At 32.8% G+C, this 22726-nt stretch carries 15 protein-coding genes and 1 CRISPR repeat array; of the genes, 10 read left to right on the top strand and 5 right to left on the bottom strand.

Going from position 1 to position 22726, the window contains the following annotated elements:
• The first annotated feature begins 235 nt into the window (after positions 1 to 235).
• Positions 236 to 4612, top strand: a complete 4377-nt coding sequence (gene cas9, locus BUC09_RS11660; RefSeq protein WP_073311768.1) for a type II CRISPR RNA-guided endonuclease Cas9 — start codon at positions 236 to 238, stop codon at positions 4610 to 4612.
• Between the two features lie 88 nt (positions 4613 to 4700).
• Positions 4701 to 6317: direct repeats of the CRISPR family, unit length 36 nt; unit sequence GTTGTGGTTTGATTAAAGATTAGAGAACACGATATT.
• A 105-nt stretch (positions 6318 to 6422) separates the two neighbouring features.
• On the opposite strand, the gene cas2 is transcribed toward cas9, so the two are convergent.
• Both cas2 and cas1 read right to left on the bottom strand, forming a co-directional pair.
• Positions 6423 to 6752 (bottom strand): CRISPR-associated endonuclease Cas2, encoded by a 330-nt coding sequence (gene cas2, locus BUC09_RS11655; RefSeq protein ID WP_073311767.1) that lies wholly within the window; start codon positions 6750 to 6752, stop codon positions 6423 to 6425.
• Positions 6743 to 7627: a type II CRISPR-associated endonuclease Cas1 gene (gene cas1, locus BUC09_RS11650; protein ID WP_073311766.1), complete on the bottom strand. Its 885-nt coding sequence runs from the start codon at positions 7625 to 7627 to the stop codon at positions 6743 to 6745. Before cas1 ends, cas2 begins: the two co-directional genes overlap by 10 nt.
• Positions 7628 to 7732: 105 nt before the next feature.
• On the opposite strand from cas1, the gene BUC09_RS11645 reads away from it, so the two are divergent.
• From BUC09_RS11645 to BUC09_RS11635, 3 genes are read left to right on the top strand one after another with little or no spacing between them, the layout of a single operon-like run.
• Positions 7733 to 8143, top strand: a complete 411-nt coding sequence (locus tag BUC09_RS11645) for a hypothetical protein (protein ID WP_073311765.1) — start codon at positions 7733 to 7735, stop codon at positions 8141 to 8143.
• A gap of 36 nt (positions 8144 to 8179) precedes the next feature.
• Entirely contained in the window at positions 8180 to 8383 is a 204-nt protein-coding gene (locus tag BUC09_RS11640) for a hypothetical protein (protein ID WP_073311764.1), read from the top strand.
• 15 nt (positions 8384 to 8398) lie between these two features.
• Positions 8399 to 9208 (top strand): endonuclease/exonuclease/phosphatase family protein, encoded by an 810-nt coding sequence (locus tag BUC09_RS11635; protein ID WP_073311763.1) that lies wholly within the window; start codon positions 8399 to 8401, stop codon positions 9206 to 9208.
• A gap of 165 nt (positions 9209 to 9373) precedes the next feature.
• Here the strand turns inward: BUC09_RS11635 and BUC09_RS11630 are convergent, their stop codons facing one another.
• Positions 9374 to 10432, bottom strand: coding sequence for a 3-oxoacyl-ACP synthase III family protein (locus tag BUC09_RS11630; protein WP_073311762.1), 1059 nt, complete (start codon positions 10430 to 10432; stop codon positions 9374 to 9376).
• Between the two features lie 241 nt (positions 10433 to 10673).
• Between BUC09_RS11630 and BUC09_RS11625 the strand changes: the two genes are divergently transcribed.
• The 4 genes from BUC09_RS11625 to BUC09_RS11610 all read left to right on the top strand — a co-directional run bounded on the left by BUC09_RS11625 (position 10674) and on the right by BUC09_RS11610 (position 17965).
• Positions 10674 to 13514, top strand: a complete 2841-nt coding sequence (locus BUC09_RS11625; RefSeq protein WP_073311761.1) for a sensor histidine kinase — start codon at positions 10674 to 10676, stop codon at positions 13512 to 13514.
• A gap of 1 nt (position 13515) precedes the next feature.
• Entirely contained in the window at positions 13516 to 14268 is a 753-nt protein-coding gene (locus BUC09_RS11620) for a LytR/AlgR family response regulator transcription factor (RefSeq protein WP_073311760.1), read from the top strand.
• A 98-nt stretch (positions 14269 to 14366) separates the two neighbouring features.
• Positions 14367 to 16103 (top strand): T9SS type A sorting domain-containing protein, encoded by a 1737-nt coding sequence (locus BUC09_RS11615; RefSeq protein ID WP_073311759.1) that lies wholly within the window; start codon positions 14367 to 14369, stop codon positions 16101 to 16103.
• A 140-nt stretch (positions 16104 to 16243) separates the two neighbouring features.
• The gene (locus BUC09_RS11610) at positions 16244 to 17965 is read left to right on the top strand and encodes a T9SS type A sorting domain-containing protein (protein WP_073311758.1); all 1722 of its coding nucleotides are present in this window, start codon (positions 16244 to 16246) and stop codon (positions 17963 to 17965) included.
• A gap of 19 nt (positions 17966 to 17984) precedes the next feature.
• On the opposite strand, the gene BUC09_RS11605 is transcribed toward BUC09_RS11610, so the two are convergent.
• Both BUC09_RS11605 and gcvP read right to left on the bottom strand, forming a co-directional pair.
• Complete coding sequence (locus BUC09_RS11605; RefSeq protein WP_073311757.1) at positions 17985 to 18365, bottom strand: group III truncated hemoglobin; 381 nt, start codon at positions 18363 to 18365, stop codon at positions 17985 to 17987.
• A gap of 60 nt (positions 18366 to 18425) precedes the next feature.
• Positions 18426 to 21275, bottom strand: coding sequence for an aminomethyl-transferring glycine dehydrogenase (gene gcvP, locus BUC09_RS11600; RefSeq protein ID WP_073311756.1), 2850 nt, complete (start codon positions 21273 to 21275; stop codon positions 18426 to 18428).
• 113 nt (positions 21276 to 21388) lie between these two features.
• Here gcvP and BUC09_RS11595 point away from each other — a divergent pair, with 113 nt between their 5' ends.
• On the top strand, positions 21389 to 22270 hold the full coding sequence (locus tag BUC09_RS11595) for a UbiA prenyltransferase family protein (protein WP_317041201.1): 882 nt from the start codon (positions 21389 to 21391) through the stop codon (positions 22268 to 22270).
• Between the two features lie 164 nt (positions 22271 to 22434).
• Entirely contained in the window at positions 22435 to 22719 is a 285-nt protein-coding gene (locus tag BUC09_RS11590; protein WP_073311755.1) for a hypothetical protein, read from the top strand.
• The last annotated feature ends 7 nt before the right edge of the window (positions 22720 to 22726 follow it).

Here is a 22726-nt window from a genome sequence, read left to right as displayed (position 1 = left end):
AGCCTTGAATCTTTTATAGAACACCCCATAAGGGTGTTTTTTTTATATAAAAAAGTCCCACCGAAGCAGGACTTAAGATTTTCATCTACGGCATATAGCCTTATTGTGATAAGATTAAAGATTAGAATAAAATTATCTATCACAAATATAGGCAAAACAATTTTATAAAAGTTTACGGTTTTCCACATTTTAAACAAAAGACTTTTTCTTATTTTTAGTTACAAAATAAACAAACATGGCAAGAATACTAGGTTTAGATTTAGGAACAAACTCGATTGGGTGGGCGATTAGAGATACTGAAAATGAAGGCAAGGAGCAAATTATTGATAAAGGAGTTAGGATATTTTCCGAAGGAGTAAAATCTGAAAAAGGCATTGAAAGTTCGCGTGCTGCTGAAAGAACAGGTTACAGAAGTGCAAGAAAAATAAAATACCGTAGAAAATTAAGGAAATACGAAACTTTAAAAGTTCTTTCTGTAAATGGGATGTGTCCTTTGTCGATTGAAGAAGTTGAAGAATGGAAAAAATCTGGTTTTAAAAAATATCCGCTTAATCCTGAATTTCTGAAATGGTTACGTACTGATGAAGTTGAAAATCAAAACCCTTATGTTTTTAGGGATAGAGCCAGTAAACAAAAAGTAGCTTTATTTGAACTTGGACGAGCTTTCTACCATATTGCCCAAAGAAGAGGTTTTTTGAGTAACAGACTTGACCAATCAGCAGAAGGAGTTTTCGAAGAACATAATCCACAAATCCAAGCTTTAATTGAGGATTTAGATAACATAAATTTGATTTTGGAAGAATTAAATGGTTATTATCTGAATATAGGAATCATAGAATTAACTGAAAAAGTTGTTTTTAAAAAAGATTTAGATGAAGGTGAAAAAAAACTGAAAACACTTTATAATTCTTTAGTTGCCATAACAAAGAAAAATGAAGGAGATATTGAGAAATGTAAAGAAGAACTCATTGCCAGATTAAATAAAAAAGATGATTTAGGAAAAGTAAAAGGTAAAATAAAAGATATTTCACAAGCGATGCTTGATGGAAATTTTAAGACTTTAGGGCAATATTTTTATAGTCTTTATAACAAAGGGAAAATCAGAAATCAATATACTTCAAGGGAAGAACATTATCTTGAAGAATTCATTACAATTTGTAAAGTTCAGGGAATTGAAGGAATTAACAATGCTGAAAAATTACCTGAGAAGAAGTTTACAGGCTTAGCCAAAGATTTGTATAAAGCCATTTTTTTTCAACGGCCATTAAAATCTCAAAAAGGGCTGATTGGAAAATGTTCTTTTGAAAAGAGTAAATCTCGTTGTGCTATTTCTCATCCGGATTTTGAGGAGTACAGAATGTGGACGTATTTGAACACCATAAAGATTGGAACCCAAAGCGAAAAAACATTGCGTTTTCTGACACAAGAAGAGAAATTGAAATTGATTCCGAAATTCTACAGAAAGAACGATTTTAATTTTGAAGTTTTAGCTAAAGAACTTGTTGAAAAAGGAGCAAGTTTCGGCTATTACAAATCTTCAAAAAAGAATGAGTTTTTTTATTGGTTTAACTACAAACCAACAGACAGTGTTTCGGCTTGCCAGGTTTCTGCTTCATTGAAAAATATTGTCGGGGACGATTGGAAAACAAAAACATTCACGTATCAAACACTAAATGCTAAAAAAGAAGAAGTAACCAAAACAGTTAATTACAATGATTTATGGCATTTGCTTTCTGTTTCGACTTCGGATATTTATTTATATGAATATGCAAAAGAAAAATTGGGATTAGATGATAAAAGTGCAAAAGCTTTTAGTAAAATAAAATTGAAAAAGGATTTTGCCAGTTTGAGTTTATCTGCAATCACTAAAATTTTGCCTTATCTAAAAGAAGGGCTTTTGTATTCTCACGCAGTATTTATGGCAAACATTTCAACTATTGTGGATGCCGAAATTTGGAAGGATGTTGAACAAAGAAACTATATTCAAAATAAAATCGCAGAAATTATTGAAAATTACACTTTTGAAAAAGGTTTGTTGGAAGTTGTTAATGGTTTAATAAAAGAATATAAAACTGAAAATGAAGATGGTAAAAAAGTATATTATTCAAATGAAGCAGAACCAGAATTTGCAAATGATTTGAAGAAAAAATTACTTGGTTTTTATAAATCAAATAAGATTGAGGATGAAAGAGAGCAACAAGCCATTTTCAATCATTTGTTACCAATTTTTAACGATCAATTAAAGAAATATGAGTTCATCAAAATAAAGAGATTAGATGAAAAAGTTTTAGAATTTCTGAAAGGAGAAAATGAAACTGGTCAAGTATTTTGTAGTGAAGAAAAAGGAACAGACCAGGAGAAGGAAAAGAAAGTAAATAATAGGCTAAAAAAACTATATCATCCATCAGATATCGAGGTTTTCAAAAAGAAAATCATTAAAGATGATTTTGGAAATGAAAAAGTAGTTTTAGGAAGCCCTTTGACTTCATCCATTAAAAATCCTATGGCAATGCGAGCTTTGCATCAATTGCGAAAAGTTTTGAATACGCTAATTCTTGAAGGAGAAGTTGACGAAAACACAAGAATTCACATTGAGATGGCCCGTGAATTGAATGATGCGAATCGAAGAAAGGGAATTCAGGATTATCAAAAGGAGAATAAAGTTTTCAGAGACAATGCCATAAAAGAAATCAAGAAATTGTATTTGGATGAATGTGGTAAAGAAGTAGAACCAACGGAAGACGATATTCTAAGATATCAGCTTTGGATTGAGCAAGATAAATGTGAGATATACGAACAAGGCAAAAATATACGGATATGTGATATAATAGGAAGTAATCCTGCTTATGATATAGAGCATACCATTCCAAGAAGTATTTCGCAGGATAATTCTCAAATGAATAAAACACTTTGTAGTCAGAGGTTTAACAGAGAAATAAAAAAGCAAAAAATGCCAATTGAGTTAAGTAATCATTTGGAAATTTTACCAAGAATTGCACATTGGAAAGAAAAAGCAGATAATTTATCAAGAGAAATCGAGATAATTAGCCGTTCCATAAAAGCAGCATCAACAAAAGAAATAAAAGACAAAAAAATACGAAGAAGGCATTACCTTACTTTAAAACGAGATTATCTTCAAGGAAAGTACGACCGTTTTATTTGGACAGAGCCAAGAGTTGGTTTTAAAAACAGCCAAATTCCAGATACTGGAATAATTACCAAATATGCCCAAGCTTATTTAAAATCGTATTTTAAAAGAGTAGAAAGCGTAAAAGGCGGAATGGTCGCCGAATTTAGAAAGCAATGGGGAATTCAGGAAAGTTATATTGATGAAAACGGATTCAAGCAATACAAAGAAAAAGACCGAAGTAAACATACACACCATACAATTGACGCCATAACGATTGCCTGTATGACCAAAGACAAATACGATGTTTTGGCTCACGCATGGAAATTGGAAGACGAGCAAAACAAAAAAGAGGCAAAAGCTATAATAGAACAAGCAAAACCCTGGAAGACCTTCAAAGAAGATTTGCTGAAAATTGAAGAGGAAATTTTAGTTTCGCATTTCACTCCTGACAATGTTAAAAAACAGTCCAAAAAGATTGTTAGAGTTCGTGGGAAAAAGCAATATGTCGCAGAAATAGAGCATGATGCAAAAGGAAAAGCAATTCCTAAAAAAGATGTTAACGGAAAAATAATCTATAAGGTAAATGATAAAGGAGAAAAAATGCCAAGATTGCATCAAGGTGACACAGTAAGAGGTTCTTTGCATCAGGATAGTATTTATGGAGCGATTAAAAATCCATTAAAAACTGATGAAATTCGTTATGTTATCCGTAAAGATTTAGAAAGTTTAAAAGCCAACGATATTGAAAACATTGTTGATGAAACTGTAAAAGAGAAAGTAAAAGAAGCCATTGCCAATAAAGTTTTATTACTTTCTTCGAATGCGCAACAGAAAAATAAAATTGCTGATAATAAAAAGGTTTGGATGAATGAAGAAAAGCAAGTTACGATAAAGAAAGTTAGAATTTATGCTAATTCAGTTAAAAATCCTTTAGAAATTAAGGAGCATAGTTTATTGTCAAAATCGCGCCACGAACATAAGCAAAAAGTTTATGGATTAAATGATGAAAATTATGCAATAGTAATCTATGAGGGTATTGATAAAAAAGGAAAAGTAAAAAGGTCGTTTGAGTCTATTAATACTAAAGAAGCTGGGCAATTTTATAAGTTGAGTAATAAAGAATTTGCAAAAAGCTATGATATTGTTACAAATCCACATGATAAAACGGATTTGCCATTAAAATATATACTTAAAAAGGGAATGATGGTGTTGTTTTTTAAGGAGGAAGCTTCAGAACTTTTAGAGTTGGATGTAAAGGATTTGAATAATAGGCTTTATAAATTATCAAAATTTGATGCACAAGGAAGATTGACATTTAGAACTCATTTTGAAGCGAGGCAAGCAAGTGAATTGAAAGAGATTTATAATGTTGATTTTGAAAAACCATTTGAACAAATTAGACTTCAGGTAAGTAAACTTGATATGATTGTTGAGGATTACGAATTTAAAATAGCTCCAACAGGTAAAATTATTTTTTTGTAGATTTAAAAAGTTCTTTGACATAAAACGTCAATCTTAAACATCTAAACCACAACGGAAAATCTTCTGATTTTCTGCTAACGGATTTTCCGTTTTGGTTTGATTAAAGATTAGAGAACACGATATTTAATATCAAAGGTGGGGGTACTTTTGCAGAGTTGTGGTTTGATTAAAGATTAGAGAACACGATATTGCAGATGGCGAATCACACCACGCAAATATGTTGTGGTTTGATTAAAGATTAGAGAACACGATATTTACAAAGGTATAAATCAAGACACGAAGCAGGTTGTGGTTTGATTAAAGATTAGAGAACACGATATTCCCGCCGCTACTTTCTATATCGATAGCCAGTTGTGGTTTGATTAAAGATTAGAGAACACGATATTGAACCTGAGGAGTTTATGAACTCCAAATTAGTTGTGGTTTGATTAAAGATTAGAGAACACGATATTTGCTCAGGGAGATTTTGCAAGAACCTCAGGGTTGTGGTTTGATTAAAGATTAGAGAACACGATATTGAATTTAAACTTAGAGACAATAAATACAGAGTTGTGGTTTGATTAAAGATTAGAGAACACGATATTTGAGGTAAACCTACTGTTAAGATAACACGGGTTGTGGTTTGATTAAAGATTAGAGAACACGATATTGTGTTAAAGGTGGTATATTTGCAAATACGAGTTGTGGTTTGATTAAAGATTAGAGAACACGATATTATTGGCTAGTTCAATGGCTAATGCAATTCAGTTGTGGTTTGATTAAAGATTAGAGAACACGATATTTTAGGTGATGGATTGGATATTGATCAGATAGTTGTGGTTTGATTAAAGATTAGAGAACACGATATTAACAGTTTTCTGTTTTGATGATGCAGTATAGTTGTGGTTTGATTAAAGATTAGAGAACACGATATTTGAATTAGGTGGTTTTATGATACCAAACCAGTTGTGGTTTGATTAAAGATTAGAGAACACGATATTGTCTCAAGGAGGTAAACGAATGATGTTAGTGTTGTGGTTTGATTAAAGATTAGAGAACACGATATTAGATTTGTTTGATGATTTTATGAGATTGAAGTTGTGGTTTGATTAAAGATTAGAGAACACGATATTTGAGCTTAAAGAATTGGTTAAAAATGAAACGTTGTGGTTTGATTAAAGATTAGAGAACACGATATTAAAAGCGAAATTGGCGGCTAAACCTGCCGCGTTGTGGTTTGATTAAAGATTAGAGAACACGATATTATCTCAGTTATACATATACGGGGGCGATAAGTTGTGGTTTGATTAAAGATTAGAGAACACGATATTAATTATTAAAACTACTTGGGTCACGCCACAGTTGTGGTTTGATTAAAGATTAGAGAACACGATATTTAAAGACCCTAATTGCAGAAAGCACGCGCAGTTGTGGTTTGATTAAAGATTAGAGAACACGATATTATATGTAGTAGCGACATTTGGAGCTGCATAGTTGTGGTTTGATTAAAGATTAGAGAACACGATATTTTTGGTTTTTGGCAAAGAAAATGCAACTGCGTTGTGGTTTGATTAAAGATTAGAGAACACGATATTTACCAAATCAGAATTATCAATATTTACACTGTTGTGGTTTGATTAAAGATTAGAGAACACGATATTAAAGACACAAACTCTGTTTATCCATTTAAGTTGTGGTTTGATTAAAGATTAGAGAACACGATATTAGTAGCGGCGTTGTCTTCTGATATTTAAGTGTTTAAGGTGAAATATCGTAATAAAAAATGCTTCTTTTTTGCAGTGATAAGGCAAGATTGAGGCATTTTTTTATTTTAAAATAATTCCAACTGTGTAGGTTGCGGCTCTTTGGGTATTGCTGCCTTACCCCAAAAATTTAAGATATTGCCAAATTGCTTGTCGGTTATTCGTAGTACAGAAACTTTTCCTAATGGGGGTAGTAATTTATGAATTCGCTTCTCATGGACATCGGCACTTTCGCTACTAGCACAATGTCTAACATATACAGAATATTGCATCATGCTAAAACCATCCTTCAACAAATTGTTTCTAAAGCCAGAGGCATTTTTTCTATCCTTTTTAGTTTCTGTTGGCAAATCAAAAAATACAAATAACCACATAATTCTGTATCCATTTAGCTCCATAGTTTTGGATATTTTATCTTCTTACGCTCTCCAGTAAAACATTGTTGCAATGAACTAGCCGTTTTCTGTAAAGCGACCATTAAAGGACTTTTTTCTTCTTTAAAGTAAACTGTTCGAGTCAGAATTTGTAATAGTTCAGACTTAATCTCGGTATTTAATTCTAGTTCTTTATATCGCTGCATTATTTCATACACTTTTTCATCAACAATAGGACGAAAAGGTTCCATAATATCATCTGCCAGCGCAAAAGCATTGTATTTACTTTTATGATGAATCCCTAATGTATTTAAAAGACCACTTCCAGAGAGTGTTCTTGCTGTTGCTGCTCTTAAAATAGCATAACCATAGTTTAAAAAGTTATTAGGGTAATCGCCAAATCGCTCTCTTTTAAAGTTATGTTCAAAAAAAGTTTTCCAATAAAAACTCGCAGCAACTCCTTCCATATTTGAAGTATCGCCACTCAAAACTTTGGTTGCTAAAAAATCAAAATTGTTTTTCTTTCCTGTAATTTTTTCCAACAGTATTCCTTGATTGGTAATTTTTTCTACTATCGTTTGTTGCCAAAGTTGTTTTTTTAAAGGAATGCTTGCATCTATCTGATTTTTAAATATTTCTTGTTGGATGTGATGGCTGTTCAAGTTCATAAACAAACCATTGGGTAGATGAGATTTATTGCAAATAATGACAGCAGTATTATTTTCGATTAACAAATTTAATGATGGTAGACTTATGAAGGTTTCTTGGTTGTCAATGACTAAAAAGCCAATGTCTTCTATTGGTGTAGTTCTTTTTTTAAGTTCATTTTCAATTATTAATTGATTGAATTTAGTACTAATTGAACTCTTGTTTTCTACTAATATGGTTTTTTTTAACATGAGGTAAAAATTAATTGTAATTTAATTTTTAAAAATGATTAGTTTTTACGGTTTTCCGTATTCATAATTGTATATGGATTATTAATTTTAAAATAAAAATAGCGTATGACTAAAAAACTACTTTTTATATATTTTATAGGGTTAATTTTAGTTTCTTGTAGACAAGAAGCTCAAAAACCTGTACAGAAAATTGTTCCTTTTGTAGAGAAAATACTTCCTGAAGACATAAAAACAATTACCCCTGAGGAGGCAAAGACATTTCATAAAAATCCTGAAAGAAAGTATGAATATAGAACAGGGACTTACAATAATTATGAATATGATTATGATGTTGTAGGAACAGATAGTCTGAAAAACCATGTGAAAGGAAATGTGATTGTAAAAGGAAAGTATGGGGCAGGTATGCTTACTGACTCATTGGGAAGAGTATTTGATGTGGAGGTAGAATGGACGGGATTTGATATGCTAAAAGCCAAGGATAAAAAAGGAAATACATATACCCTGAAGACCGAATAGTTCTACTTTCAGTATTGACTTAAATATTTATATGCCATGAAACTAATCTGTTTACTACTATTATGTATTACTTCTCATTCTGTTGATAAAAAAGTTTATGTTTGCTTTTCAAAAGGAGCTTCAAGATATCATTATAAAGAACATTGTAGGGGATTAAGTGCTTGTAAACATGTGGTAAAAAAAATGACTATTGAAGAAGCTAAAGAATTTGGGTTCACTCTTTGTAAGTGGGAAGACTAAATAGAGATTGTAAAGATGCGTTACTTCAATACCATTTTATTAATTTGTTTGCTATTTGTTAGTACAATAACTGCCCAAATAAAGGTGTGTTCTTGGAATGTAGAAAATATAGGTAAATCGAAATCGGAAGCAGATATTGAATTTATAGCTACTATCTTGCGTGATTTTGATATTGTTGCTCTTCAAGAAGTTGTTGCGGGTTATGGAGGAGCCCAAGCTGTGGCGAAATTGGCAGATGCCTTGAATAGGAAAGGAGCAAAATGGGAGTATGTCGTTAGTGAACCGACTTCAGGGAGTACATACAAAACAGAACGTTATGCTTTTTTATGGAAAAGTCATCTTTTAAAAATTAAAGGAAGTCCATGGTTGGAAAAAAAATATCAACTCTTAATAGACAGGGAGCCCTTTTATGCTACGTTTAAATTTGGGAGTAAAGAATTTACATTGGTTAATTTCCATGCAATAACAAAAAGCAAACAACCAGAAACAGAAATTAAGTATTTTAAATTTTTACCATCTCAATATCCGAGTTTGAATTTGATTTTTGTGGGTGATTTTAATTGTCCACAATCACATACAGTATTTTTCCCCTTAAAGAAAATGGGGTATGAGTCTGTTTTTAAAAATCAAAAAACATCGTTAAAAAAAGTATGCAAAAAAGGCAATTGTCTAGCCTCTGAGTTTGACAACATTTGGTTTGATGGAAAGAAGAATAAAGTAGTAAATAGGGATGTAATCCATTTTTATGAAAACTTTGAATCTCTTGATGAAGCAAGAAAAATTTCTGATCATATTCCTATTGTAGTAGAGTTGGAATGGTTGTAATGTTCTTTTATCTATTTGGAATGCTAAATTTAAGACAATAATAAAAAAACCTCTCAAAGTGAGAGGTTTTATATGAAATTTTATAGGATAGCTGAGGTTCTCGATGGTAGCTGAGCGCAGTCGAAGGCAGCTGAGACTCTCGATGGTAGCTGAGCGCAGTCGAAGCTAGTATTGATATACAATTGCATTAATACTCATACCCGCACCTACAGAGGCAAAAATAATCACATCGCCTTTGTTTAACTGTTGGTTTTCGACTTCGCCTTTTACAATCAAATCATACAAAGTAGGTACAGTAGCTACGCTACTATTTCCTAGTTTGTGAATGCTCATAGGCATTACTCTTTCGGGTGGGTCTTGTTTGTATATTTTGTAAAAGCGTTGTATGATGGCTTCGTCCATTTTTTCATTGGCCTGATGAATCAATACTTTTTTCACTTCGCTAATATCTATGCCGCTTTTGTCTAAACAGGCTGCCATGGCTTTAGGAACTTGGCTTAAAGCAAATTCATAAATTTTGCGTCCGTGCATTTTGATATAACGCACATCTGGATCATGGTCTTTATTGAATGAATTGCCAAAGTATAAGTAATAGGCTTCGTCATACGTAAATGTCGCCGATTCGTGAGCTAGAATTCCTCCTGCTTCATCGGTAGCTTCTATTACTGTTGCACCTGCACCATCTGAATAAATCATAGAATCTCTGTCGTGCAAATCGACTACTCTTGATAGGGTTTCGGCTCCAACAACTAGACATTTTTTGGCCATGCCCGCTTTAATGAAAGCTTGTGCGTGAATCACACCTTCGACCCATCCTGGACAACCAAAAAGCATATCGTAAGCCACACATTTTGGGTTTTTAATGCGTAAATCATACTTTACACGCGTTGCTAAACTCGGTAATATGTCGGTTTGAATAGCGCCTTGTTTTACGTTACCAAAATTGTGAGCAAAAATGATGTAGTCTAACTCTTCAGGGTCAATGCCAGCATCTGCAATGGCTTTTTTTGCCGCAATGGTAGCAATGTCTGAAGTAAGTAAATCGTCAGTAACATAACGGCGTTCTTCGATTCCAGTTATGTCGTGAAATTTTTCGGTAATGGTTTCATTGGGCAAAGGGAATGGGGTGCCATCATCGTTCAAAAAAACGTGTTTGGCAAAATCTTTATTGGTTACAGTTTCGGTTGGGATGTAGCTCCCAGAACCAGTAATTCGGACATTCATAAGTGTAGATAAAGTTTACACTAAATTAACCATAATATTAACTAATTACTAGTAATACGCTTTGTTTGCTTTATTTTTACTAATAATCTAAATAAAAAGTTATAAAATTAGTAATGCTGTTTTTATTTATGTGTTTTTTTTCATTAACTGTATTTTGTGGTGCATAATTTTAGAAGTTCAAACGGCATTTTCGAAAGGTAATTACTGTTTAAGCCACAGTTTGTTATAAATTTGACTACGTATGTTATTGAGATTTGTTTTTTTACTAATTACTTTATCCTGTTTTGCGCAGCAACCTTCTCATTATGTTGTAGGAGAAGAGGAGTTGGCAGGGGTAAGTATTTATAGTTTACTACAAGATAAAGACAAATCGATTTGGGTATCTACTAATAATGGTTTGTACAATTATGATGGGACAAAGTTCTCAAGGATAGAAACCAGTCTTATTAATGATTTGTCACTTTTTGGTTTAACCAAAGATGTCTTTGGCGACATTTACTTTTTTAATTTAAGTGGCCAAATTTTTAAAATTGAGGACAAGAAAATCAAACTCTTCTGGCAAGTTCCTAAAAAATACAATAGTAGTGTTTTTTATATAGCATTTGATAGCGATAATAATTTGATTATTTCCTGTAAAAGTCTTTTGAAAGTAACTAAAAATGGATCTTATAAAGTTTGTCATTCTTTTGATAGAAATGACGCTTGCCAAATGAGTATCGACGAAGACCGAAATATTTATTTTTGGGATAATAACAAGGTGTTTAAGTTTGATGGAGATCATTTAACCTATAAACAAGAACCTAAAGGCACCCAGAATATATTGATGGTTCATCAATCTAAAAAAGGGGTAGTTAGTTTAGTTTCAAATTTAGAACCTGTTGTTGTTTATAAAAATTGGAATGGGGATTCTAAACGAATCGAGTTTAATGTTCCTGTTCAAGAAACAATTAGTTATATCAGTTACATTTCTGAAAAGTATGACTACTATTGGTTGGCTTCTTCCAATAATGGAATTTATTGTTTTACTAAAAATGGCTCTTCTAATTATAATGGTAAAAAGTTATTTCAAGATTATTTTATTTCGTCATATTTAGAAGACGATGACGGAAATATTTGGCTAGCTACTTTTGGTAAAGGAATGCTCATAATTCCTAATATGAAAATTGTCGATTTTTCTAATAATTCAATCATAGGGAATGATGACTTATCAAAAATTACGAAGAAAAACAATGTGGTTTATTTTGGAGGTGTAAAAGGAAATGTTTACGAGTTGAAAGACAATAACATCTCTATTGTAAATTCAAATTTTAAAAAGATAGAATCATTACTTTATATCCCTAAGAATGATCTGTTTTTTGTGAATAGTTCGGTCTATAAAACTATTTTCTCCTCTCAAAAAGCTGCCGAAAACACATACAATAAGTATGATGTGTATGAATCAAAAAAAACAGATTCGGTCTTTTTTGTAACTCGAAGAGGTCTTTTTTGCTTAGAAAAAAATCTAGAGGCTACAAATTTAAACTATGACATTCGAAGTTATTGTGTTTACAAGGATGAGAAAAATGATATTACTTGGATAGGTTCTTCAACAGGTTTAGAAATTAAGAGAGGAAATACAATCACTAAGGTTGAGGTTTCAAAACGCCCTGTTTTTGCTAATAGTATTATTGAGGTGGATCAAGAAACATGGATAGCATCGAATAATGGTATTTGTGTTTTTGAAAAAGACAGGTTTAAAAAGAAGTTTAGTAAGAAGGAAGGCTTGATATCTGATAAAATAAACAAAATAATTAAGCAGAATAATTACGTCTATATTGCTTCAAACGAAGGGATTCAGCGATATGATTTATTAAAAAAACAATTTAGCAATTTTACGAAATCGAATGGATTGATTTCTAATGCCGTTTTTGATTTTGAAGTTATTGAGGAACAAATTTATATTATCACAGCAATGGGGATTCAGAAATTTAATTTCAACGATTTGCAAGTGCCAATTTTGCCTCAAATCAATTTTGAAAGTGTAATTGTAAATGGTTCTGAACAGGTTGAAAATAAAGTTGTTTTAGCCAATAAAAACAACACGATAGAATTTCATTTAAAAACAATTTTACACGGAAATAAAAGTAATTTAAAGTATGTCTATCAGTTAAAAGGGTACGATGCGGCTCCTCTAGAAAATTCTTTTTTTGAAAATACAATCAAGTATACCAATTTGCCTGCTGGGAATTATGAACTAGTAGTGTTTTTAAAAGATGCGAATGGAAGTGTAAGTAAATCGTCTAGGTTTAGTTTTGAAATTGAAGAAGTATTTTGGAAGAAAACCAAAAATATTGTGTTGTTCTCTTTGCTGCTTTTAGCACTGATTTACGGTTTTTACAGAATTAGAATTCGATACATTCTGAATCAAAAAAATATTGAACTAGAAAAAGAACGTTATAAAATTGAGTTGGCAAAATCACAATTAAAAGCCTTAAACTCACAAATGAATCCGCATTTTATTTTTAATGCGCTAAATAGTATTCAGGAATATATTTTATTGAACAAGAAAGAGCAGGCGTCAAATTATTTGGGTGATTTTGCTGATTTAATGCGAAGTTATTTGGAACATAGTCAGTTGGATAGCATATCATTAAAAGATGAAATTGAAACGTTGCAATTGTATTTAAGTTTAGAGAAAATCAGGTTTGAAGACGACTTGAGTTATGAGTTTACAATTGATAAAAATATCTTATTAGATAATATCGAAATTCCTTCTTTTATCATTCAACCTTTTATTGAAAATGCTATAAAACATGGTTTGCTTCATAAACAAGGAGATAAAAAAATTGATGTTTCTTTTCAATTACTCGATTCTGATACTATACGATGTGAAGTAGTTGATAATGGAGTGGGTCGAGTAAAAAGTTCAGAAATAAATAAAAACAAGAAACGAACTTCGTTTGCTGTCGATGCCAATCAGAATAGATTAGAATTGTTGAATCAAAAATTTAGCAATAAAATTGGTTTAGAAATTGTCGATTTATATGATGACAATTTGCCAACAGGGACAAAAGTAATACTAACATTACCAATTTTTAAGTAAAATGAAAGCACTTATAATTGATGACGAAAGCAAAGCGAGATCGCTATTGAAAACAATAATTAGTGAATATGTTTTTGATATTGATGAGGTTATGGAGGCAACCAATTTATTAGAGGGTGTTGCTGTACTACAAAAAAATGCTGTCGATATTGTTTTTCTAGATATAGAAATGCCTAACCATTCGGGATTGGAATTGTTTTCTTTTTTAAATCCTAGTGAGATTAATTTTGAATTAGTTTTTACCACAGCTTATAGTGAATATGCAATTAAAGCCTTCGAGTTTTCGGCCATTGATTATTTGTTAAAACCTTTACGACCTAATAAAGTAGTTGATGCAGTTGAAAAGGCTAAAATTAAATTAGAACAAAATCAATTGCAAGAACGATTGTTTGAGTTGAAGAATGCGTTAACAACTGAAAAATTCAATAAAATTGCTTTGCCAGTTGAGGAAGGTGTTTTGTTTGTAAAACTAGATGATATTTATTTTTTACAGGCTGAAAGTATGTACACGCAGTTTTATTTAACAAGCGGCAAAAAAATATTGATTAGTAAACCACTCAAGTATTTTACTGATATGCTCGAAAATCGTGAAATGTTTTATAAATCGCATCGTTCCTATTTAGTGAATTTAAAATACCTTCAACGAATTGTGAAAAAGGATGGGACGTCTATTGAACTCGAAAATAATGCGCTAATTCCTGTGTCTAAAGACAAAAAAGAAGAGCTGAATAAAATATTAGAAATGCTAATGTAGTGTCTATTTAGAAGTTGATAAAGTTCATTCAGAAGTTGTTCATTAATTAAAAAATAGGTCAAGCTTAATTTAGTCTTAAATTCTAAATTAAGTCAGACATGAAAAAAGTATTACTATTTCTTTTTACCTCAATTTTAAGTTTGCCAATTTTTGCTCAAGTACCAGCATTTGAATGGGGAAAACATATAGGAGGGACAAACGATATCAGAGTTTGGGATAATGCATTCGATTCAAGTGGTAATGCATATGTTGTGGGGGATTTTGTTGGAACCATTGATTTTGATCCAGATGCAACTGGAGTGCAAAATAGAACGTCAGCTGGTCAACAGGATTCTTTTGTTTTAAAGCTAGATTCTCAAGGAAATTTTATTTGGGTAAAGACTTTTGGAGGTTCAGGTATTGATTTAATATCGAGAATTGTAGTAGATAATTTTCAAAATGTTTATGTAAGCGGAAGATTTCAAAATTCAATTTCATTTGCACCAGCGGGTTCAACAACTAGTATGGGAGATTATGATGGATTTTTGTTGAAGATGGATGATGATGGGACACCAGTTTGGTATAAAAAATTGTCAAGTACAGGAATAGATTTCTTTTTAGGTCTCGATGTAGACAGTGTTGGAAATGTATATGCAACGGCAAGTTATAATGGTGGTGTAGCAGAATTAGGTCCCGGAGTGGTTTCAAATTATGGAAATGCGGCACAAGGATTTTATGATTTTTTAATTGTGAAGTTATCAAGCACTGGAGCAACATTGTGGGCTCATAAATTTGGAAGTAATTCCAATGATGTTGGGTATAGTGTAAAATTATCAGATGATGATACTAAGCTTGTAGTTACAGGTTATTTTAGAGGAATAATTGATTTTGATACTGCTGGTTCAACCATTTATAATTTAAGTTCGGTAGGAAATGCAGACTCTGGTTTATTATATGTAATAGATTCGTCTGCAGGATTTATTTTTGCGAAAGCTTTTGGAAATTCTACAGCGGCATGTGCTTCTTATGATGCAACATTTGATAGTGCGAATAATGTATTTGTTACTGGAAGGTTTGCAGGTACTTCAGGCAATTTTAGCCCAGGGGTTATAGCAAATTCAAATGGTGGTTCTGGATTTGATGCGTTTGTGGCAAAATATGATATTGCAGGTAATTACCAATGGGTTAAGTCATTTCAAGGTATTGGTTCTGGAACAAATGAACAAGGCAGTGGAATTGATGTTGATAATTTAGGGAATGTTTATGTGGTAGGAACTTACAATAGTTTTGGTGGTTTAGATTTGGATCCTTCTGCAGCAACGGTAAGTGTTCCTAACCATGGCAGTACTGCTGGTACTAGTGATGTTTTTGTGGCTAGACTAGATACAAATGGCAATTATTCTTGGGGAGCTTCTTTTACGAATAGCAATAATAACGACGATGCTTGGGGTATAAATGTAGATGATAATTATAATATTTTGTTGTCAGGTTATTTTAATGCAACGCAAATTGATTTGAATCCACTGCCTTATGCGGGAGATCAGTTGGTTACTGGAAATGTAAATGGAAGTAATGATATTTTTATAACTAAATTGAGTCAGCAAAGTTTATCAAATTCTAGTTTTGATATTTCGAAAACGGTAAGAGTTTATCCAAACCCTGTAACTGATGTTTTAAAGATAGAGTCTGAAAATGAAATTAAAGAAGTGAAATTATACAACTATACTGGTCAAGAAATTAACATTCAGTTTTTTAATAATTCAGTAAATGTTTCTTCGCTGTCTCAAGGAATTTATATACTTAAAATAATAGCTACTAACGGTGAGTATTTGAACCATCAATTCATTAAGAAATAAGTTTATACTAAGTTTTAAAGGCGACTCTATAGAGTCGCTTTTCTTTTTAGAAGTTAAAAAGGTACGTTCAGAAGTTCTGACTGAGTAATGATAGTACTTAGGTCTATTTTAGTAGTCAAATTCTAAAAAACACAATGATTATGGGAAATAAACTACTCTTTTTAATTTTATTAGTTTTTGTTGAAGTTAACGCACAAACCCCTAATTATGAATGGGGTAAAATGATAGGTAACAATCAAAATTTATATGTGTATGATAATGCAACAGATGCTAACGGAAATGTTTATTTGACTGGAGAATATTCTGGAACAGTAGATTTTGATCCCGGAGTAGGAACATTCAATCAAACCGCAAATGCAACGGGTGGTAGGGACATATTTATTTTAAAATTAGATGCATCGGGTGTGTTTGGTTGGGTAAAAACGTATGGAGGAACTGGTATTGATTTTGGGCAACGTATAACTGTTGATAATTCAGATAATATCTACGTAGGAGGACGTTATCAAAATAGTGTGACTTTTACAGGTTATGGAGGTTTTTCAAGTAATGGTGGTTATGATGGGTTTTTGTTAAAAATGGATGCATCAGGAACTTTGCAATGGGTTTTAGATCTTTCTGGTGGTGGTACAGAAGGCTTTTTAGGTCTTGTTACAGATGCTTCAGGAAATATTTATACAACAGGTTTTTTTAATACAGCATCGGCAACCTTAGGAGGATTGAATAGTACTTGGACATCTTTAACCAGAAGTGGTGCTACAGCAAATTATGACTTTTTTGTAGCCAAATACAATAGCAATGGGGAAAGAATCTGGTCAAACACCACAGGAGCAGGTTATGACGAAATTCCTTATGGTGTTGCTCTAACAGATGATAACAAAGTAGTTACTGTTGGAACATTTATTGGAACATCTGTTGATTTTAATCCAGGTCCTGCTAGTAACTTAATATACAGTAATAACAATACAAACACCACTGGTTTTATTCAAGTATTAGAGGCTTCTAATGGTGATTTTTCTTGGGCGAGATCATTAGGTTCTGCTTCAAATGATGGAGTTTATGATGTAGCTTCTGCTAATAATAATATTTATATAACTGGTTTTTTTTCAGGATCTCAAGCTGATTTTAATACAACTGGTTCTGGAGGAGGTGATGTTTTAAATAGAACTGGAACGGTCGATTCTTATATAGCAAAGTATACTTCAACGTCGGCTTTTGTTTGGGTAAAACAAATTAGAGGAACTACTGGCTCTGATAATAGAGGAACTTGTATTGCCGTAAAAGGAAATCCAGAAAGAGTTTATACTACAGGAACTTTTACGAGTTTAGTATATTTGAATCCAACTTCAAGTTCTTCTATTTCTAGTTTTGGGGCAAAAGATGCTTACGCGGCAAGCTATGATGATTCAGGTATTTTTCTTTGGGGTGGAAGCCAGAGGTCTATGGACAACGAGGATGCTTGGGGAATTTCTGTAGATAATAATTATAATGTTTTTATAACGGGTTACTCTGCTAGTGGAAATTTTGCGATCAATCCTTTTTCAAATGGCACAGTGGCCAATAATAGTACAACGGGTAACGATGTTTATGTGGTAAAGTTGTCACAAGCTACTCTAGATGCTTATACTTATCAATTCAATGATTTTAAATTATATCCAAACCCTGTTAGTGATGTATTGAGTTTTTCCTATGCAGATAATACAATAGTTGATAAAGTTGAGGTTTATGATGTTTCAGGAAAATCAGTTTTACAAGTTAGTGGCTTTGTGAAGGAACTTAATCTTGAGAAACTCGCTAAAGGATATTATACAATAGAAATTATTTCTGGTGAACAGAAAATGATAAAGAAATTAATTAAAGAGTAATAAAAAGGCTAACCACAGGTTAGCCTTTTTTGTTATTTATGATTTTGATTTGCATAATGGTCGCAATGCTCAATGCTTGTGTTTTGATTTGTTCTGCTTTTTGTCCTGCAAATAATTCATCAACAGTGGTATTGAAATGTCCTAACCAAATATTGAATAATTCTGGTGTAAGGTGCTCTTTTTTGTCTATGTCTAAATGGATTTCAGTTAGGTTTTTAGTGTAACCACCAGTACCTAGAATGGCTTGTGACCAAAAAGTAACCAAGATGGGTAAGTGTTCTAGGATTTTAATTTTAACCACATCAGTAAAGATATAGCTGATGCTTGGGTCGGCCAACAGTTTTTTATAAAACTCATCTACTAGTAAGTATAAATCTTCTTGATTTTCTATGTCTTTCATAAATTGTAATGAAATAAAAACCCTTTCGATATTGAAAGGGTTTTTGATATTAGTTTAATTTTAGTGTTCCATGTATGCCTCGATAGGAGCACATGAACAAACTAGGTTTCTGTCTCCATAGGCGTCATCTACACGACGTACCGAAGGCCAGAATTTATTGTCAGCAATGTATTCTAATGGATACGCTGCTTTTTCTCTTGAATATGGTAAATCCCAAGAATCTGCTGTTAACATACTCAAAGTATGCGGAGCATTTTTTAATGGGTTGTTAGGATTATCTGCAGTAGCTTCAGCAATTTCTTTTCTGATAGAAATCATAGCGTCACAAAAACGATCTAATTCAGCTAAATCTTCAGATTCTGTTGGTTCAACCATTAACGTTCCAGCTACAGGGAAAGAAACCGTTGGTGCGTGGAAACCATAATCCATTAAACGTTTTGCGATATCACCCACTTCAATTCCATTTTGTTTGAACTCACGACAATCTAAAATCATTTCGTGAGCTGCACGTCCCATTTCACCAGAATATAAAACTGGGTAATGTTCTTCTAAACGTGCTTTCATGTAGTTTGCATTTAAAATCGCGTGCTCTGTTGAAGAACGTAATCCTTCGGCACCTAACATGGTAATATAACCATAAGAAATCAAACATACCAATGCTGATCCGTAAGGCGCAGCAGATATAGCTGAAATGGCGTCTTTTCCGCCAGTTGCAACTACTGGGTTAGTAGGTAAGAAGTCCACTAATTTTTCGTTCACACAAATTGGTCCAACACCAGGTCCACCACCACCGTGAGGAATAGCAAACGTTTTGTGTAAGTTCAAGTGACAAACATCAGCACCAATTCTAGCAGGATTTGTTAAGCCTACCTGGGCATTCATGTTAGCTCCATCCATATATACTAATCCGCCGTTATCGTGGATTAATTGTGTAATTTCAATAATAGAAGATTCGTAAACACCGTGAGTAGAAGGGTACGTTACCATTAAACAAGATAGATCGTCTTTGTGTTCTATAGCTCTTGCTCTTAAATCTTCAACATCAATGTTTCCTTCAGGAGTCGTTTTAGTAACGATGATTTTCATTCCTGCCATCGCTGCAGAAGCTGGATTGGTTCCGTGAGCTGATGATGGAATTAAACATACGTTACGGTGACCTTCACCACGTGAAATATGATACGCACGAATAGCCATTAAACCAGCATATTCTCCTTGTGCTCCCGAGTTGGGTTGTAATGAAGTTCCTTTAAAACCAGTTACTACATTCAATTGCTGCTCTAATTTTTTCAACATGGTCATATAACCTTGTGCTTGATCAGCTGGAGCAAATGGGTGAATACTATTCCAATTTGGCATTGACAATGGTAACATTTCTGCTGCCGCGTTCAATTTCATCGTACAAGAACCTAACGAAATCATTGAGTGATTTAATGATAAATCTTTACGTTCTAATTTTTTGATATAACGCATCAACTGACTTTCCGAATGGTGGTTATTGAATACGTCGTGTTGTAAGAAACTTGAAGTTCTTACTAAGTTGTTTTGAATATTATTTTCAGTAGCTAATTCAGAAACATGAACTGCCGATTTACCTGCTGCTTCAGAAAAAATAGCAACAATAGTATTAATGTCTGCAATAGAAGTCGTTTCGTTGAAAGAAATCGAAACACAGTCTTTGTTAGGGTAGAAGAAGTTGAATTCGTTCTTCTCAGCAATCGTTTTTACTTTTTCCGCATCAGCTTTTACTAAAAGCGTATCAAAAAAAGCAGAGTTCACTTGGTTGATTCCTAAAGAAGCCAATGCTTTTGCTGTAGTTACTGCCGAAGCGTGAACTTTATTAGCAATGTATTGTAATCCTTTTGGTCCGTGATATACAGCATACATACCCGCCATAACTGCTAATAACACCTGAGCTGTACAAATGTTTGAAGTTGCTTTTTCACGTTTGATGTGTTGCTCACGAGTACCTAATGCCATACGTAAAGCACGGTTGCCGTTTACATCAATAGAAACACCAATGATACGGCCTGGCATTGAACGCTTGTATTCTTCTTTCGTTGCGAAGAATCCTGCGTGAGGTCCTCCAAATCCCATTGGAATACCAAAACGTTGTGTCGTACCAACCACAACAGCAGCTCCCATTTCGCCTGGAGAAGTTAATTTTACTAGCGATAGAATATCGGCAGCAACAGCTACTTTAATTTCGTTTTCTGCTGCTTTAGCTATAAATTGAGAATAGTCATGAACTTGACCAAATTTTCCTGGGTATTGTAAAATTGCACCAAAGAAATCAGCTGAAAAATCAAAAGTTTCATGATTACCTACAACCAACTCAATATTTAATGGAGTCGAACGAGTTTGTAAAACTGACAACGTTTGAGGTAAAATTTCTTCAGAAACGAAAAACTTACTTACATTATTTTTCTTTTGGTCACGTGTTCTTACGTCAAAAAGTAAGGCCATTGCTTCTGCAGCAGCAGTTCCTTCATCAAGTAATGATGCGTTAGCGATTTCCATTCCTGTCAATTCAATGATTGTAGTTTGGAAATTCAATAAAGCTTCTAAACGGCCTTGCGCAATTTCAGCTTGGTAAGGTGTATAAGCAGTATACCATCCTGGATTTTCAAAAATGTTTCTTTGAATTACCGGTGGAACAACTGCTGGGTGGTATCCTAAACCAATATATGATTTGAATACTTTATTTTTTGCACCTAACTGAGTGATGTGAGTTAAATACTCATATTCAGTCATGGCAGGATCAAGTTTGATATCTTCTTTTAAACGGATTCCGTCTGGAAAAGTTTCGTAAAGCAATTGGTCCATATCTTTTACGCCAATTGTTTTGAACATGTGTTGTTGGTCAGATTCTCTCGGACCAATGTGTCTTAAAGCAAATGCATCTGTTCTCATCAGTGTCTTTGTACTGTTTGTAGTTGAATTTGAGTGTGACTCAAATGATTATTAAGTTGTGTTTTTACGCGAACAAAAATAACTATATAATCTTAAAATTGAAGTTAAAAACAATGCAATTTTTATCAAATTATGAACCAAAAATGTTATTTATTAACATATTGATTACTTTTGTAAGTATGCGATTACTTAAAGCAATCTTTGATTTTTATTTGCATGGAAGTATTCATGTAGCATTAGCTGTATATGCCTTGGTTCGCATGACTTTCCACTTTTTTCATATAGATTATGATGAGCCTATGGCTTTGTTTGCTTTTTTTGGAACAATTGTAGGTTATAATTTTGTGAAATATGATGAGCTAGTCCGAGCTAAAAAGCTTAAGATAACAAATGAAAGAAAGGCAATTGTAGTCTTAAGTTTAGTGTCTTTTATTGCAGCGACATATTACTTTTTTCAATTGGAGACTATTACGAAACTAATTGGTATTGGATTTCTTGGATTAACCATGTTGTACACTTTGCCTTTTTTTCCTAAAATTGGGAATGCTCGAAATTGGGCAGGTGTTAAAATTTATATTGTGGCTTTTTGTTGGGCAGGTGTTACACTTTTTCTGCCCATAGTTAATGCTCATTTACCTCTTTCTCATGACGTATGGTTGAAGTTTTGTCAACGTTTTTTATTGGTAATTATATTGATTTTGATTTTTGAAATTATCGATTTGAAACATGATGATATTTCGTTACAAACTGTTCCGCAGAAGCTGGGTATTGAAAAAACCAAACTTGTTAATATTTTTTTATTAGTTCTTTTTTATTGTTTAGAATTTTTGAAGTCTGATTTTCAGGTTGTCCAACTCTGGATTAATCTAATTTTGATTTTGTTGATTGCTTTATTTACTGTGTTTGCACATCCCAAACGATCATCATATTATACTTCTTTTTGGGTGGAGAGTGTACCTGTTTTTTGGTGGTTATTAGTGATGTTTTTTTGTTAGACTTTTAAAATCAGGTATTTATACGGTTATTAGTCCTGTATATTCCTCTTAAGTTTGTTTAGTAATATTACATAGACGTCGAAGTTGAGTTTGACACAACTTTAAAAACAGGGCGGAATCTGAAAAGCCATATGAGTAGGAGGTCAATTAAACAAATTTAAATCATGTCAACTAACACATTAAACGAAAAAGAGACTGTAGTAGGGGGATGGTCTCCATATCATCCATTAACAGCTCAAGATCAAGCAGTATTTGATCAAGCAATGAAAGGTTTTGTTGGAGTTAAATATACTCCTAACACCGTTTCAACTCAAGTAGTAGCCGGTACTAATTACCGTTTTAAATGTACAGCAAGTATGCCACCAGCATTAGTAGTATGGGAGGCTATTGTAGAAATATTCCAACCAATAAATGGTTCTCCACACGTAATTGGAATTATAAGACTTTAATTTTCAG

Origin of the sequence: Flavobacterium terrae (assembly GCF_900142035.1) — a bacterium.
GTDB classification, from domain to species: domain Bacteria; phylum Bacteroidota; class Bacteroidia; order Flavobacteriales; family Flavobacteriaceae; genus Flavobacterium; species Flavobacterium terrae.
Note: the sequence above shows the minus strand (reverse complement) of the source record. Positions and strands in the feature narration are given on the sequence as shown.

What these genes read in the sequence shown, in the direction of transcription:
- cas9 (WP_073311768.1), top strand. Translation starts at nt 236, where the DNA reads ATGGCAAGAATACTAGGTTTAGATTTAGGAACAAACTCGATTGGGTGG.
- cas2 (WP_073311767.1), bottom strand. Translation starts at nt 6,752, where the DNA reads ATGGAGCTAAATGGATACAGAATTATGTGGTTATTTGTATTTTTTGAT.
- cas1 (WP_073311766.1), bottom strand. Translation starts at nt 7,627, where the DNA reads ATGTTAAAAAAAACCATATTAGTAGAAAACAAGAGTTCAATTAGTACT.
- BUC09_RS11645 (WP_073311765.1), top strand. Translation starts at nt 7,733, where the DNA reads ATGACTAAAAAACTACTTTTTATATATTTTATAGGGTTAATTTTAGTT.
- BUC09_RS11640 (WP_073311764.1), top strand. Translation starts at nt 8,180, where the DNA reads ATGAAACTAATCTGTTTACTACTATTATGTATTACTTCTCATTCTGTT.
- BUC09_RS11635 (WP_073311763.1), top strand. Translation starts at nt 8,399, where the DNA reads ATGCGTTACTTCAATACCATTTTATTAATTTGTTTGCTATTTGTTAGT.
- BUC09_RS11630 (WP_073311762.1), bottom strand. Translation starts at nt 10,432, where the DNA reads ATGAATGTCCGAATTACTGGTTCTGGGAGCTACATCCCAACCGAAACT.
- BUC09_RS11625 (WP_073311761.1), top strand. Translation starts at nt 10,674, where the DNA reads ATGTTATTGAGATTTGTTTTTTTACTAATTACTTTATCCTGTTTTGCG.
- BUC09_RS11620 (WP_073311760.1), top strand. Translation starts at nt 13,516, where the DNA reads ATGAAAGCACTTATAATTGATGACGAAAGCAAAGCGAGATCGCTATTG.
- BUC09_RS11615 (WP_073311759.1), top strand. Translation starts at nt 14,367, where the DNA reads ATGAAAAAAGTATTACTATTTCTTTTTACCTCAATTTTAAGTTTGCCA.
- BUC09_RS11610 (WP_073311758.1), top strand. Translation starts at nt 16,244, where the DNA reads ATGGGAAATAAACTACTCTTTTTAATTTTATTAGTTTTTGTTGAAGTT.
- BUC09_RS11605 (WP_073311757.1), bottom strand. Translation starts at nt 18,365, where the DNA reads ATGAAAGACATAGAAAATCAAGAAGATTTATACTTACTAGTAGATGAG.
- gcvP (WP_073311756.1), bottom strand. Translation starts at nt 21,275, where the DNA reads ATGAGAACAGATGCATTTGCTTTAAGACACATTGGTCCGAGAGAATCT.
- BUC09_RS11595 (WP_317041201.1), top strand. Translation starts at nt 21,389, where the DNA reads ATGCAATTTTTATCAAATTATGAACCAAAAATGTTATTTATTAACATA.
- BUC09_RS11590 (WP_073311755.1), top strand. Translation starts at nt 22,435, where the DNA reads ATGTCAACTAACACATTAAACGAAAAAGAGACTGTAGTAGGGGGATGG.